This window comes from Colwellia sp. 12G3 (genome assembly GCF_002836775.1).
Lineage (GTDB): Bacteria > Pseudomonadota > Gammaproteobacteria > Enterobacterales > Alteromonadaceae > Colwellia.
In genome coordinates this window covers 210,550-225,138 of sequence record NZ_PJAQ01000065.1, presented here as the reverse complement: position 1 = coordinate 225,138, position 14,589 = coordinate 210,550, and the positions used below count along the sequence as shown (strand labels likewise).

Genomic DNA, 14,589 nt, shown 5'->3' with positions numbered 1-14,589 from the left:
CGATAAATCAGTTATTGAGAGGGTAAAATATGAATGAAAAAATAGACACATCCACAGACTTTTTTGTCGCTGCGTTAGAGCAAGGCGCAGAACATCCAGCTTTACCCGCATGGGGTAATCGTAAAGTAAACCCAGCAAGTTTGAGCGAACAATTTGATGTAAGCAGTATTGAACGACACGAATTGGCGAAGGTGCCCGGTGCCTTTCAGCTATTAAATGTATTATCAAAAGATGAATGTGAAAAGTTAATTAGTATTAGTGAACAGTTGGGTTTTTTACCCGATGCCGCTGTTTCCCTACCACGTAGTGTTCGTCATAACGATAGCTTAACCTGGATTGTTGATGAACAAACTGATGGCATTATTTGGCAACGTATTGCGCATTTAATGGATGATAGGCAAGCTATCTTTGCTGGCAGTAAAGCGTTGGGTATCAATGCACGTTTTCGTTTCTATCGTTATAATCCAGAAGATTATTTCAAGCCTCACTCTGATGGCTCTTGGCCGGGCAGTCGTGTTATTAATAACGAGTTGGTTGCTAATGCTTATCCTGATCGTTATAGCCAAATGACCTTTTTAATCTTTTTAAGTGAAAATTTTCAAGGGGGAGAAACGCGTTTCTTAGTGAATGGTGAAGATCCGACTCAACCGGCTACACGTGATGACAAGGTTAAAAATGTTGATGTACGAACCCCTGCAGGCGGTATTTTATGCTTCCCTCACGGCATGCATCCATTACATTGCATTCATAGTTCAGTACCTATTACTGATGGTATTAAATATATAATTCGTAGCGATGTTTTATTTGAATTGTAAGCATAGTTCGCTTTTGTCATTGAATAAAAACGAACATAACATCATTATGTTTGTTCGCTTTTCGTTATTACCACGATGCCAAGCATAAAAAGTCTATAAAGTTGAGTTAGTCATGCAACATAATTGTAAGGCTATTGCTCAGGAAATTGATAAGGGGACCGATAGTTCCCCATATCATATTGTTTGCGCTGCAATCTAAGTTGAGGTTACTCGATTATTTACTGTCAGCGATACGAATAGATGCTTTAATAATTTTAATCGCCTCTTTGGTTCTGCCACTTCGACTGCCTAACGCTTCAATTTTAGTTAAGCTGTCTTCTAAGTCTGCAACGACTTGACCAAAAACAGTATGTTTACCATCCAAAAAAGGCGTCGGTTTAAAGGTTAAGAAAAATTGACTGCCATCAGTACCAGGGCCAGCATTTGCCATACTTAACGTGCCGGCTTCGTTGTGACCTAATTCACCATCAAAATTATCACTAAATTCGCCATCATACTTATAACCAGGGTTACCAGCACCAGTTCCGGTAGGATCACCACCTTGCGCCATAAACCCAGGGATAACGCGATGAAAAATCAAGTCATCATAGAAACCTAATTTAGTTAAATAAACGGTGCTAGAAACATGCATAGGTGCTGAATCGGTTAACAGCTTTATCGTGAGATTGCCCTGACTTGTTTGCAGTTCCCAAAAATAATCTTTTCCTTGGGTAAAGGTAAGTAATGGTGGTTGGCTTAACTTGGTTTTCCAAGCCGCATCAGTTTTATCTACTGCTTGTTTAGTAATAAAGTCGTTTGCCTTTTTAATGGCAGCATCGCCTCCAGAACAAGCCGTTAGCGTGATTATTAGCAATAGGCTAGCAATGATTTTTTTCTTATTATTCATATCTAATGTCTTATGGTTTATGTAAATTTATTGTAAGTTTTTTAACTTATTGGGTGTTGTCAGATGTTATCAGGTATCAAGCGCTAGGTAATAGCATTAAGGCATGATTTTTTATTGACAGTTATTATCGAGACTATCACTCGTTAACACGAATATGTCCAGTTCACTATTACGCATCTATAAGGCAATTAACAACTATAATTAAATTCTGATACTTATATCTACTGGTTTATGACTCCATGCTAATAACTAAGCAGGTATTTGTCGTCATCTCACTTTTCTTATTCACCTTTTTTATTTGGGTTAACCGATATTTTTGAACCATTTGATACTACTGATATGGGAAATAAGAGTTTAGGGGCAGGGCTGAGCATAATATATAACCTCGTTGTGCAGCTTATGCAGGGCAATATTCAATGTAAAACTAGGCAAGGTAAAGGCATCATGTTCTGTATTACTTTACCCTTAATAGTAAAGTCAGTTTAGTGTTAAGTTAATGAGCCAAAATTGACTTGTACATTTTTCATTTCTATAAGAAAGTTTCCTGCTTCTAAGCCGGCTAAAGGCTTGCTGAAATAATAGCCTTGAATTTCATTACATTGATATTGAGTAAGTAGTTGATATTGTTCTACTGTTTCAACCCCCTCAGCAATGACGGTTAAGTTAAGTGAATGTGCTATGCCAATAATGGCCTTAACTATGGATAAATCGTCTGTGTTATCAGTGATATTATCGATAAATGACTTGTCAATTTTGATTTTATTCAGTGGAAATCTTTTTAAATATGATAATGACGAATACCCTGTCCCAAAGTCATCTATGGATAATTGCACCCCTATACTTTTTATTTTATGAAGAGTCTCAATGGTTTCTTCAATATTTACCATCATCATACTTTCGGTAATTTCAAATTCTAATTTGGACGGCGGAATACCGGATACTTCTATGGCTTGTTCGATGATTTCTAGTAAATCTTTTTGAAAAAATTGTCTAGCTGAAAGGTTAATAGCCATGGTCAAATCGTCAAATCCATCGTCTATCCAAAGCTGTAGTTGTCGGCAAGCTTCTTCAATGACCCATTGACCAATAGGTACAATTAATCCTGTCGCTTCAGCAACGGGAATAAACTTATCCGGAGGGATTAGACCTTTAGTAGGGTGCTGCCACCTTATCAATGCTTCAGTGCCAATAACGCTATTTGTTCGTATATCAATTTGAGGTTGATAATGCAGAAAAAACTCACCATCTTTAAGAGCATCCCTAAGTTCTCTTTCCATCATCACTCTTTCATGGGTGTCAATTCTCATCTGTTTAGTATAAAAATGACAACTCGCCCTACCACCTTCTTTTGCACTATACATGGCATTATCCGCACAGCTAAGTAAGGTTGAAGCGTCCTTGCCATCGTCAGGGAAAATACCAATACCAATACTCGCACCAATGGTTATTTCATTGCTCAAGATAGAAAAAGGTAAGAGTAAAGAGTCTAGTATGTCAGCGGCTACAGCCGCTACTTCTTCAGTTGATTTAATATAAGGCAGTAATACGGTAAATTCATCTCCGCCAAACCGAGAGATAACATTGTTAATACCGATGATTTTTTTAAGTCTCAATGCCACTTTTTGTAATAACTCGTCGCCCGCGGAATGACCGGAGGTATCATTAATTAATTTAAAATGATCTAGGTCGATAAACATGACGGCCAGTTGGTGCGCTGCATTATCAGCAAGTATGATTGAATCATTAAGCCTTTTTTGAAAAAACAGCCTATTAGGTAATTGGGTAATTAGATCGTGATGTGCCAGTTTATATATTTGCTCTTCTGCCTTTTTCTTTTCGGTAATATCGGAAAAAATACTAATGTATTGTTGAACATTACCGACATTGTCTTTAACCGCTTTGATAATTTGCCAACAAATGAATAGGTCACCATTTTTGCGTTTATTGGTTACCTCTCCTTTCCAATAGCCCTTATTCTTAATGCTTGACCATAAACGCGCATAAAAATCTTCTGAATGATGTCCTGATTTTAATAATTTTGGGGTATTGCCTAACGCTTCATTTAGCCCGTATCCGGTAATTTCGGTAAACTCAGGATTCACTCGAATAATATTGGCATTAACATCACAAATCATTATCGCTTCTAAGCTTTCATCAAAGACACTAGCCGCCAATTCAAGTTCTTCGATCGATACTCTTCTTTGAAGTTCTTGGGCCACTTTATTTGAAAATAAACCCAATACTGATTTTAACGCGGTATCGATAGTTAAAGGTTTGGTGTCCATCACGGCCATGATACCAATAACTTCCCCTGCTACTGTTTTTAAAGGTGAACCGAAGTAACTTTCTATACCCATTTGAATAAGTAATTCGTCATCAGGATAGAGCTGTGCTGCCCCACTACAAATAAATTCCATCGAATGGTCTAATACGTCGGCACATGGAGAGCCTTTAAGGTTGTAAGTGAAATTTTCAGCTGCACCGTCTTCTGCCCAGACCGCTAGCGTTTTGATACGGGTCTTTTTTCTATCGGCAAAGAGTCCAATAAATGAAAATTGTGTTTTATAGGTCTGCGTTAAGGTTTTAGCGCAGTTAATATAAAAGTCTTCGGCTGAGGAATGATCAATATAATATAAAAGATCTTTTAAAGAGTCTGTAAGATGGCTCTGCTGGTGTATTTCATTTTCTAGGAGCACATTAGACGCTGTTAATTCTTGGGTGCGGGCTGTAATGGTGTCTTTTAAATTTTTTTGACTTAAACGTATTTCTCTATGAGCCTGTAATCTTTCTTCTAGGGCAGCCATTAACAATAAGGCTGTAAACATGGTTGCGCCCATATAGGCTTGAACAAGGAGCAGTGACTCACTTTCGCTCGCCAAAATAAAAGGGCCAAAACCATTTTTTGTGCCAATGATAGCCGCGATTGCAATCACTATAACAACCAGCGTCACGCCATGATGATGAAAACGTAAAGAAGACCAGACTATAATCGGTAATAAAAAAAACATCATCAACTCTTTATACAGGTCTAACATTATCCATTGGCCAAAAACGAGACTAACGATACCTAGAGTGGTTGTTAAGATAAGAATAGCTTCAAGCAATTGATTTTTGGTAAAGCTATTTTTAGGTAAATGGTACCAGGTTAATATAAATGGCGCGACGATGACTCCCCCGACAAAATCCCCAATCCACCACGTCTCCCATAAAAGTAAAAAACGTTCCTGAGTAATTACATCAGCGACAAGTAGGCTACCTATACCAATAGAAGCACTAATCAGGCTGGCAGCAAAAATGGCGAGTATAAAAACAGCTGTTTCGGTGGTTTTAGAGAAAGGTTTAGCGCTGGAAAAACGTAAAATAAGGTAACCGGCGCTAACTGCTTCGAGGGTATTGCCTACCGCTACGCTGACACTCAGTAAAAAGGAAAACGAAACAGACAAGTTGACCAAAAAAGCGCCTATGAAAATACCGGGCCATAGACGAAAACCACCTATCAGTATTGCTGCTATTGCAATACCCGTAGCTGGCCATATAGGACTGGTATTAGCTTGTTCAAAGACAAACAGTAAACCTATTTTTGCAGAAATAACATAGATAAGCGCAAGGGTTATTGTTGGCAGTATATCTTTGGAAAAATATGTGGGCATTTCAATAAAAACCATTGTTATACCAATTTGATTAAATTTCTTCCCAACTCAGAGCTCTGCTCGATGTTCAATAACAAGGCAAATTTGTTTCGGTTTAGTCATTCTAAATCAAATAAACTTAACGATGTTAATGAACATCGAGAAAGCTCCCAGAGGGCGAGTTTAAAAGGTTTACATGCTGCGTTATTGATTTTGATAAGGGAATAACCATTCTCTTCAATCAATGCCTTGCCTCTAAGCCTTTTAATTCTCGCTGAGTGGGAAAGAACTTAATCAACTTGGTATTAATTACCTGTTAATTAATTTTAGCAGGTAAGAAAAAAAGAGGAGTAAAATAAACGTGAGAATAAAAAAGATACTCCTCAGTTAAGCACGACAATACGAACATTTGTACCTAAAAGGTGGTAAGTTAAAATGGCCCAATATATAAAAACAACATACGTCTAATAAATATTGGGCTGCTAAACTCTAGTGTCAGCAGAGAGGCAAAGCAAAAAATGAGTTGTCGCCCTTTCATTAAGTTTGTGGCTTTGTTGTGCGTAGAGAAAATAAATTAAGGTAAGACACTCAATTCCAATCGTTGGCTATTGGGATTGAGTACATAGAAGGTTTGTTGTCTTTTAACCAGTACAAGTGGGCAATACTTAAGGAATGGGTATTACTTATTTATTGCTGACAGGGCGACTTTTATAAGCGACTAAAGTAATCAATAAAAACGCTAAGAAAAACAAACCTAAGGTAGCACTTGATTGGTCTGCTTCTACATCACTAGGGTTTAAAATTACCTGACCATTATCTTCAAGTTGATAAACTTGATAAAAACTGCCATTTACTTGCACCGATTGCACAGTAACTTCTTTACCTAACAGTACTGGTGATTTTTTTTCATCACAATAATCAGTTCTAAATTTAATTGATAAATTATAGGTTAAATCAGCGTCGGTAAGGCTTAATGATGCAGCGCCTTTTGGTGGACAATGTAGTTGAGATACAGTGCCTTTAATTGTTTGAATATTGGTTAATTCAGCATAAGGTTTTGAGTGTTGATAACTCTTTATACCGAGAAATACAAATAAGGAGGCTAATAATAACAAGATGATTTTTGCTGTTTTATTCATAATAGTTCGCACTTGTTTGTCTCAGTTGAAAGACAAAGTTAATTACTAAAATTGTGTAATGAAGTGGAACACAGCAATGCGCTTCATGTTTTGATTTACATCAGTAATTGATGCGTTTTTAGCTAATTAGATAATATTTATTCACTACCTTGAAATATATTAATCAAATTAAAGAACCTACGCTAATAGGCCCTTTGAACGATATAAATCATTAATATCAGCTTAACTTAACTACTCTTAACGAGAGTTAAATGTACTTAACAAAGTAACGGGTTATTCATCAGCTACTTATTTTCATTGAGCCTATTCATCCCGTAAAATGAGTGAGGGTCTGCTACTTGCTGCTTTGAAGGCAAGGCTTGCAACCGTTAACCAATTAATCACAGTGATAAAAGCAGGGAAGGGTGTTATTCAGGTTTCTTAAATAATAAAGTGAAACGGTCTGAGTTACCCCTAATCGTTTTTCGGCCCACTTCGAAGCGCAACTCATCGTCGGCTCTATAGTGTAGATTTGAATAATCAACTAATACAAAACCTGCTTGTTGAATTTCTTTAATCGCAAATACAGGATCAAAACGTCGACCATTTTCATCGTTGTTTTTTTGCATATGTCTGCGCGTGTGATCAACTACGCCATAAACGCCACCAGGCTTTAATGCCTTAAAAGCGGCTTTGTTAACGCTGATACGTTCAGCTTCATCAAAATTATGATAGTTACGGAATGTCAGCACCGCATCAAGATCGTTAACGTTAAAGTTTAGGTTTATAAAATCGTACTCTTCACTACCTACTAATTTAACTTTATCAAAAGCGGCATTCTTCAGTAGAGAGTCTTTAAGATTTTTAGTACCCAGACTTAAATAAAACTGTCCATTGTCTCGAAGTGCAGGCGCTAACAACTTTGAATACCAACCACCACCAGGAACCAACTCCAATACTTTCATATCATCTTTTATGCCGAAAAACTTAAGCGTTTCTACTGGTTTCCGGTTTCGATCGCGATCTTTTTCTTTGTCGGTACGAATATCAGCCGACATCGCTTGTTTAATATTTTCAGAAAAATCGGCAGCAATAAGTACCGGAGAGCTTAATGTTGAAGCGATAAGTAGGGGTAATAAGAGTTTTTTCATAAATACTTCCTTTAATTTTTTGTTTTAGGTTTAATCGTTTTTCTTGTGACGCCTTATTTGGAAAGATTAAAACAAGGTTTTAGAAAATAGTCTTATAAAAAACTTATAATAGGTCGTTATAGAAATATTATAGAAATTTTGATACTTGTTGTGATGGGATAAGTGGGAGTCTTCGAGGAAATATTGAGCTAATAAACACCATTAGGTATGGGGACTTATTTTTTGAGTAAATCGCTGGTAACAACATAGGGCAAATGAATACCGGAACGAATAAAGTAACTAATACTCCTGTGCAGAGTATTAATTACTTGAGTAAGTTAGGTTAAATTATTTTAAATTAAAAAATATAAAGTTTAAAATTCAATATGTTACTAATCTTGCACTCTGATCTCTTATATTATTTAGCTCCCTACGGGCAAGCCCAGAAAGGGCCACCTACTGCGTTATTGATTTAGGGAATAGAATAACTATTCTCCTCAATCATGCCTTGTATGTGACCCTTTCTCGACTTGCTGAAATCTGCATCTTGAAGTGTGATGGGTATAATAAACCAAATATTATTTAACAAAGCTAAGAAGTAAGTAGATACCAAGCATCACAGCAACCCACATAGCCATGCTACCTGAAGGGTGGTTTCGTGAAAGTAAGCCACTCAATCGGTTATTTTTACCTGCCAGGTAAGCAAAAGAGTAACTGAGTTTTTCTTTTATCTTATCTCTTACTATACGATCTGTTTTCCAAATAATACTGAACATGTTTTGAAAAACTATCGGCATAGCACGGCGATATATCCAATCAAAATCTAGATTTGTCGAGCGAAGCTCCGGCGGATACATGCCCTTTAAGTTGAGCCAAACAAACGCTAAAGCAGAGAAGAACAATAGTTGTGTCTGCGCTAAAACATGGGTGGCATCATATGGATTGTAACCAGTGTCGTAAGGTAGCAAGGCATACAAAGCTGATGGATATATACCAATGGCTATACAAAGACATGCAGCGATTGTCATTGCAAATAACATATTTTTAGGTGGATCACTTGCTCTTAGACCCGAGTCATGTGCAAAGAAGGCAAAATAAGGGATTTTAATGCCTGCATGGTGAAATACACCCGCTGAAGCAAATAATAACATTAGCCAAATCCAATCATAACCTTCTTCAAGTGCTGCAGACATCACCATTGATTTACTAACAAAACCGCTAAAAAGAGGGAATGCTGAAATAGAAGCTGCGCCAACAATGCATAAGATTGTAGTCTTAGGCATGGTTTTGTAAAGGCCTCCCAAATCAGAGCCATTTATCTTTCCTGTCATGTGCAATACTGCGCCCATTGACATAAATAATAAGCCTTTAAATATTACATCGTTAAATGCATGAGATACCGCTCCGTTAATCGCTAGTGCGGTGCCTATTCCTATGCCAACAACCATAAAACCAACTTGGTTGATCAGGCTATAAGCTAATACTCGGCGTAAATCATTTTCAATAACAGCGAAGAAGATTGGGAAACAGGTCATAGCCGCGCCAATGTATACCAATAGCTCGGTACCTGGGTATGATCTAGCTAACGCATATACGGCAACTTTAGTGGTAAAAGCGCTAAGAAAAACAGTACCAGTAACCGTTGCTTCAGGATATGCGTCGGTAAGCCAGTTATGGGCGATAGGAAAAGCACATTTAATACCAAAAGCTATAAAAATGAGCCAGCCAGCAATGCCATTGAGTCCAATATAACCAAAATCTAACGTGCCATTTTCAACAGCATAAAAAAGTGCTCCAACTAAGAGGATAACCCCTGAGAGCACTTGAATAATCAAATAGCGCATTCCTGCAACATAGGAACTCGGAGTACGCCTCGCCCAAATTAGAAAAACTGAGGTAAATGCTAATAGTTCCCAAAAAACAAACAAGGTAAGTAAATCACCGGCAAATACAGCACCTAAACCACTACCTGCGTATAGCATTGCCGATACTTGCTGCACAGTGTCTTTAACATGAAGCGAATAAATAATGGCAATAAATGCGGCGATGTGAAAGACATAACCAAACATCAAACTTAACTTATCCACGCGATAAGGACTAAGTTGGTAATCAAGAAAAGCAAATTGTAAATGAATACCTTCTGGTACCATCCAAAGGTGCAAACCACTGACAATAGGCACGATTATCATCAGAGTGTTACGTAATACTCCACGGGTAAAGGCAGCAATTAATGCCCCGATAAAGAAGGGGATAAAAGGAGGTATTTCAATCATCCACATGATGACCTCCTGTTTTTGATGCGATATTTTTAGTTAAGGGCTCTTTGGTTGTTTCAGCTGAGTCATTCATGTCTGCTTTTTCATAGTAATCTTCATCACGCATAAGGAAACTGCGCATCCAAGTGGCAACCAAAACAAGGATCACACAACCCACAAAGCCATAAAGTGGGTAGAACCCCCACAAATTTTCCCAACTGTGCATAACATGGCGATGGATAACAAAGTCCAATATAAGTAATAGTGCACAACAGCTATATAGAATGTATAAAACACGTTTTACATTTTTGGGATCATCAAATAAGTACTTTTTCTCATTTTTCATGAATTATTGCCCGCTGGCTAAAATAGCCGTTGCCAAATCAAATAAAGGTTGTGGATAGATAAACAGGAATAAGCAGCCGAACGTGGTTATTCCAATAGCGAGTAAAGAAGGCCATGGAGCCTCTTTTATTTGTACTTGTGATTGGTCTACGCTTGAAGCTAAATCTACTGATTCGTGGTTACTTGATGATGCATCATGTTTTTCGGGTAAAGGGGTAGAGAAAAAAGCATGAAAGGGTATAGGTAATAAATAAGCGATGTTAAGCAAAGAACTGACCATTAACACTACCATCAATACCCATTGCTCGGTTTCAATTGTTCCCATTAACAAAAACCATTTACTCCAAGTTCCCCCTGTTGGCGGAACACCTATAATACTGAGACTGGCAATAAAAAAGGCAATCATTGTTAACGGCATTTGACGGCCAAGCCCGCGCATTTCACTTATTTTAGATTTGTGTGCAGCAACTAAAATAGCGCCAGCACAGAAAAACAAGGTGATTTTACCAAAGGCATGAGTAGCGATATGCATAGAACTACCAATAACACCTGAAGAAGTCGCTAATAGTGCACCTATAGTAATGTAGCCTAATTGACTGATGGTTGAGTAGGCGAGCCGTGCTTTTAAATTATCTTGTCGCATAGCTACAATCGAGGCCAGTAAAACCGAAGCCCCTGCTAAATAGAGTAGGAATTGAGTGGTAGGTAATATGGCTAATAAATCTAAGCCAAAAATAAATACGCAGACTTTTAAAATAGTGAAAACACCCGCCTTTACCACCGCCACAGCATGCAATAATGCACTTACGGGTGTTGGTGCTACCATCGCGGCAGGTAACCACCGGTGAAAAGGCATTATCGCCGCTTTACCAATGCCAAAAATAAACAAGACAAGTAGTGCCCCGGCAATTGTTTTATCAACATCAGCATTGAATATGCCTCCTTGCTTGAAGTCCAGAGTGCCAGTGATAAACCAAGTACCGGCAATAGCCAATAAGAAGAATGCAATGGAAGTGCTTAATAAAATACCTAAATAAACTCTGCCGCCTTGTTTGGCTTTTTCGGTACCTGCATGGGTAACTAACGGGTAGGTAGAGAGGGTTAATACTTCGTAAAATACAAATAATGTAAATAGATTATCAGAGAATGCAATGCCCATTACAGCGCTAATAGCTAAGGCAAAACAGCTATAAAAACGGGTTTGGTTTTCTTCTTGGTGGCTACGCATATAACCAATGGCATAAAATGTAGTGATCAACCATAAAAAGCTAGCGATTAAAGCGAATAACATGCCTAACGGCTCAATGGAGAAGCTAATACTTAAGTTGGGCATGATGTCCCACCAAAAAACATTAACGTTTTTACCCGAGAGTAGACTCTGATATAAACTCGCTACAATAAATAGCAAGAGTATGCTGGCGGAAATTGTTATGCCTTCACGAATGTTTGGCGTTTTCTGAGCAAGGATAATACCTACAATCGCCAACAACGGTATTGCAATGGTTAGTTGCAACATTACTTCTAAAGAATAGTTCACGGAGATACTCCAAACAGGCTTTGCGCCGCAGCACTAGCAACTTGCAAACTAAGGCGGGTATCTATGCCAAAATAGATATTGGCTGTAATTAATAGCCATATAGGAACGAGGAAAAACAGCGGCGCTTCTTTTACCGGCGCACTGCCAGCTAACGGTTTTTTAAAGTAGGCCGCTTCGACAATACGCCACACGTAAATAACGGCGAGCAATGAGCCTAACAAGATAAGTATGGCTACTGGCCACCAGCCTTTCTCTAGTAAAGCGGTTAATAAATACCATTTACTGATAAAACCAACAGTGAGAGGCACACCGATTAAGCTTAACCCACCAATAACAATTGCCGCCATGGTTAACGGCATCTGACGGCCTAATCCATTAAAACTGCTCAGTTGAACATTACCTAGTCGATAAACTACAGCGCCGAGTGCTAGAAAAATGGCACTCTTCATAAGCGCGTGGTTAAACAAGTGAAGTAACGTAGCGGTTAAACCTGTAATGGTGCTGGTACTGAGTCCAACGATAATGTAACCAACTTGCGCGATACTAGAATAAGCAAAAACATGCTTTACATTTTTTTGATAGATAGCCGCACTAGAAGCAACAAATATTCCGGTTAAACCAAGTACTAAAAATAAGCCTTGCAAAGGTAATGTGGTAAAAGAAAAGGACAGTCCAAATATAGTAAAAGTGAAACGAATCAGTAAATAAATGGCAACTTTGGTTGCCGTTGCCGCAAAGAAAGCAGTGACAATAGATGGCGCATAGGCGTAGGCATTAGGTAACCACAAGTGAAGAGGAAATAGTGCTAACTTTAAGCAGACACCGACAATAACAAAAGCAAAGGCAGTAAATACGGTTCGTGTTTGAGCAACCTCTGGCAGACGTTGAGAGAGATCCTGCATATTGAGCGTACCCGTCATTTGGTACATCAAGCCGATGCCAATCAATATAAACGTTGCGCCGATAGTGCCCATAATCAGGTACTGATAAGAAGCCCAAAGTGCCCGTCTGTCTTGCCCTAAAGCAATTAAGGCATAAGCTGATAGGGAGGATATTTCAAGAAATACAAAAACATTAAAGGCATCTCCAGTGGAGACAATACCCAGCATTCCCGTTAGGGATAACAAATATAGAATATAAAAAAGTGTGTGCTTCTCTTTGGGGATTTCTTTTTCTATGCTGGTTTGCGCGGCAATTAACACCACTGTGCTAATAGCTGAAATTATTAATAATAAAAAGGCATTGAGTTTATCAATTCGATATTCAATTCCCCAAGGGGCTTCCCAACCACCTAATTCATAACTAATCACTCCCGAGGTCATTACTTGTTGCAACAGCAAAACACTGATAATAAATGCGATAGCGCTAGCAAAAAGTGAAAACAACCAAACTAGCTGAGAACGTTTTAATAACAAACAGATAGGTGCTGCCATTAACGGCACAATTACCTGTAAAATTGGCAAATGAGATATCACGATTGATCACCTTCTGTTGCCTGAATCTCAGTTTCGTCTTGCGTTTGATTATCTAAATGCTGAATATCTTCTTCTTCAATACTGCCATAAGCTTCTTTAATGCGAACCACTAACGCAAGACCCAAAGCCGTAGTTGCAACACCAACCACAATTGCAGTGAGAATTAACACATGGGGGAGGGGGTTAGAGAATTGTTTTATACCTTCAGCCAAAATAGGGGCGCTACCACCTTCAACGTTTGCCATGCTGATATATAAAATAAATACTGACGTTTGAAAAATAGCGAGTCCTACTAATTTTTTAATTAAATTACCGTGAGCAATAACAATGTAAAGCCCGCTCATCATTAGCACAACAACAACCCAGTCATTAAAAAGTCCTATTATCATTACGGTGACTCTCCTTCTATATTGCTAATTTTTTCATTGTTTTGTTGCATCTCTTTACGTCCAGCAAAATTGAAAAATATCATAATCATGACTGAGGCAACCGTGCAACCAACGCCCCATTCAATTAATAATATGCCTAAATGTTGTCCGGCAACGGGGTCACTGGCTAAAACGTTGTAATCGAAAAAATTAGCACCGTTAAGTATTGAAACTATGCCAACACAGCCATATAACAAAACACCAGCAGCTGCGATGAACTGGATAAAGGATTGATTGATAACCTTTCTTGCGGTAGTTAAACCAAATAACATGGTATATAAAATAATAGCAGCTGCGAATATCACGCCCGCTTGAAAACCACCGCCAGGACCAAAGTCACCATGAAACTGTACATAAAGCGCATACAATAATATAAAGGGAATCAACATTTTGGTGACGATGCGAATAACAAGATACTGTTCATGCATAGAATCATCTATAGCCGTTGTTTTTTCGTCTTCTTCTGGTCTACGACCAACAGAGAGTAGTGCCATAACGCCAATGCCAGCAGTAAAAATAACGACAACCTCACCGAAAGTATCAAATGCGCGATAACTTGCAAGAACAGAAGTGACAATATTTGGTATGCCAATCTCTTTCATTGACTCATTAATATATCGAGGGGCTACATGACTATGGATAGGGGCATCAGCGATGCCAAAATAAGGCATATCAAACGTACCGTAGATCAATACACCGCCAGTAAACACAACCACTAATAGTGCAAGCCAGGGTTTATGTCTGGTAGTCTTTTCACTGCGGCCTGTCATCGTAATGACGACCAACATCAGTAAGGTAGAAATGCCAGCACCAACAGCGGCTTCAGTAAAAGCAACATCTACAGCGTCCATAGCGACAAAAAAGCTCGCAGATAATAAGCTGTAAATACCTAATAACATCACAACAGCAAAGAGGTCTTTCATTTTAATAATGGCAAAAGCAACGATTACCAATAAGGTTAATAAAACGAT

Annotated in this window: 12 protein-coding genes; 2 read left to right on the top strand and 10 right to left on the bottom strand. The window is 38.3% G+C overall.

The window, feature by feature from the left end; all coding sequences use genetic code 11:
• The first annotated feature begins 29 nt into the window (after nucleotides 1-29).
• Entirely contained in the window at nucleotides 30-815 is a 786-nt protein-coding gene (locus tag CXF71_RS14085) for an oxidoreductase (RefSeq protein ID WP_101233591.1), read from the top strand.
• Between the two features lie 214 nt (nucleotides 816-1,029).
• Here the strand turns inward: CXF71_RS14085 and CXF71_RS14080 are convergent, their stop codons facing one another.
• On the bottom strand, nucleotides 1,030-1,701 hold the full coding sequence (locus tag CXF71_RS14080) for a peptidylprolyl isomerase (protein ID WP_101233590.1): 672 nt from the start codon (nucleotides 1,699-1,701) through the stop codon (nucleotides 1,030-1,032).
• Between the two features lie 261 nt (nucleotides 1,702-1,962).
• Between CXF71_RS14080 and CXF71_RS21970 the strand changes: the two genes are divergently transcribed.
• A complete protein-coding gene (locus tag CXF71_RS21970) occupies nucleotides 1,963-2,187 on the top strand; it encodes an ATP-binding protein (protein WP_101233589.1) in 225 nt (74 codons plus the stop codon).
• A gap of 2 nt (nucleotides 2,188-2,189) precedes the next feature.
• Here CXF71_RS21970 and CXF71_RS14070 read toward each other — a convergent pair whose 3' ends face one another.
• From CXF71_RS14070 to CXF71_RS14030, 9 genes are all read right to left on the bottom strand, one after another.
• Entirely contained in the window at nucleotides 2,190-5,366 is a 3,177-nt protein-coding gene (locus tag CXF71_RS14070; protein WP_101233588.1) for a bifunctional diguanylate cyclase/phosphodiesterase, read from the bottom strand.
• Nucleotides 5,367-6,013: 647 nt separating this feature from the next.
• Nucleotides 6,014-6,469, bottom strand: coding sequence for a hypothetical protein (locus CXF71_RS14065; RefSeq protein WP_101233587.1), 456 nt, complete (start codon nucleotides 6,467-6,469; stop codon nucleotides 6,014-6,016).
• Between the two features lie 407 nt (nucleotides 6,470-6,876).
• Complete coding sequence (locus CXF71_RS14060) at nucleotides 6,877-7,599, bottom strand: class I SAM-dependent methyltransferase (RefSeq protein WP_101233586.1); 723 nt, start codon at nucleotides 7,597-7,599, stop codon at nucleotides 6,877-6,879.
• Nucleotides 7,600-8,156: 557 nt separating this feature from the next.
• Nucleotides 8,157-9,857 (bottom strand): Na(+)/H(+) antiporter subunit D, encoded by a 1,701-nt coding sequence (locus CXF71_RS14055; protein WP_101233585.1) that lies wholly within the window; start codon nucleotides 9,855-9,857, stop codon nucleotides 8,157-8,159.
• Nucleotides 9,844-10,179, bottom strand: a complete 336-nt coding sequence (locus tag CXF71_RS14050; protein WP_232771485.1) for a hypothetical protein — start codon at nucleotides 10,177-10,179, stop codon at nucleotides 9,844-9,846. The genes CXF71_RS14055 and CXF71_RS14050 overlap by 14 nt, the downstream gene beginning before the upstream one ends.
• Before the next feature lie 3 nt (nucleotides 10,180-10,182).
• On the bottom strand, nucleotides 10,183-11,715 hold the full coding sequence (locus tag CXF71_RS14045; RefSeq protein ID WP_101233584.1) for a monovalent cation/H+ antiporter subunit D family protein: 1,533 nt from the start codon (nucleotides 11,713-11,715) through the stop codon (nucleotides 10,183-10,185).
• Nucleotides 11,712-13,190: a monovalent cation/H+ antiporter subunit D family protein gene (locus CXF71_RS14040; protein ID WP_101233583.1), complete on the bottom strand. Its 1,479-nt coding sequence runs from the start codon at nucleotides 13,188-13,190 to the stop codon at nucleotides 11,712-11,714. Before CXF71_RS14040 ends, CXF71_RS14045 begins: the two co-directional genes overlap by 4 nt.
• A complete protein-coding gene (locus CXF71_RS14035; protein WP_101233582.1) occupies nucleotides 13,187-13,579 on the bottom strand; it encodes a cation:proton antiporter subunit C in 393 nt (130 codons plus the stop codon). The genes CXF71_RS14040 and CXF71_RS14035 overlap by 4 nt, the downstream gene beginning before the upstream one ends.
• Nucleotides 13,579-14,571 carry a Na(+)/H(+) antiporter subunit B gene (locus CXF71_RS14030; RefSeq protein ID WP_269800816.1) on the bottom strand — a complete coding sequence of 331 codons (993 nt, stop codon included), beginning with the start codon at nucleotides 14,569-14,571 and terminating at the stop codon, nucleotides 13,579-13,581. Before CXF71_RS14030 ends, CXF71_RS14035 begins: the two co-directional genes overlap by 1 nt.
• Between the last annotated feature and the right edge of the window lie 18 nt (nucleotides 14,572-14,589).

Excerpts from the sequence above, each read along its gene's own strand:
- CXF71_RS14085 (WP_101233591.1), top strand. The coding sequence starts at position 30 with ATGAATGAAAAAATAGACACATCCACAGACTTTTTTGTCGCTGCGTTA.
- CXF71_RS14080 (WP_101233590.1), bottom strand. The coding sequence starts at position 1,701 with ATGAATAATAAGAAAAAAATCATTGCTAGCCTATTGCTAATAATCACG.
- CXF71_RS14070 (WP_101233588.1), bottom strand. The coding sequence starts at position 5,366 with ATGGTTTTTATTGAAATGCCCACATATTTTTCCAAAGATATACTGCCA.
- CXF71_RS14065 (WP_101233587.1), bottom strand. The coding sequence starts at position 6,469 with ATGAATAAAACAGCAAAAATCATCTTGTTATTATTAGCCTCCTTATTT.
- CXF71_RS14060 (WP_101233586.1), bottom strand. The coding sequence starts at position 7,599 with ATGAAAAAACTCTTATTACCCCTACTTATCGCTTCAACATTAAGCTCT.
- CXF71_RS14055 (WP_101233585.1), bottom strand. The coding sequence starts at position 9,857 with ATGTGGATGATTGAAATACCTCCTTTTATCCCCTTCTTTATCGGGGCA.
- CXF71_RS14050 (WP_232771485.1), bottom strand. The coding sequence starts at position 10,179 with ATGAAAAATGAGAAAAAGTACTTATTTGATGATCCCAAAAATGTAAAA.
- CXF71_RS14035 (WP_101233582.1), bottom strand. The coding sequence starts at position 13,579 with ATGATAATAGGACTTTTTAATGACTGGGTTGTTGTTGTGCTAATGATG.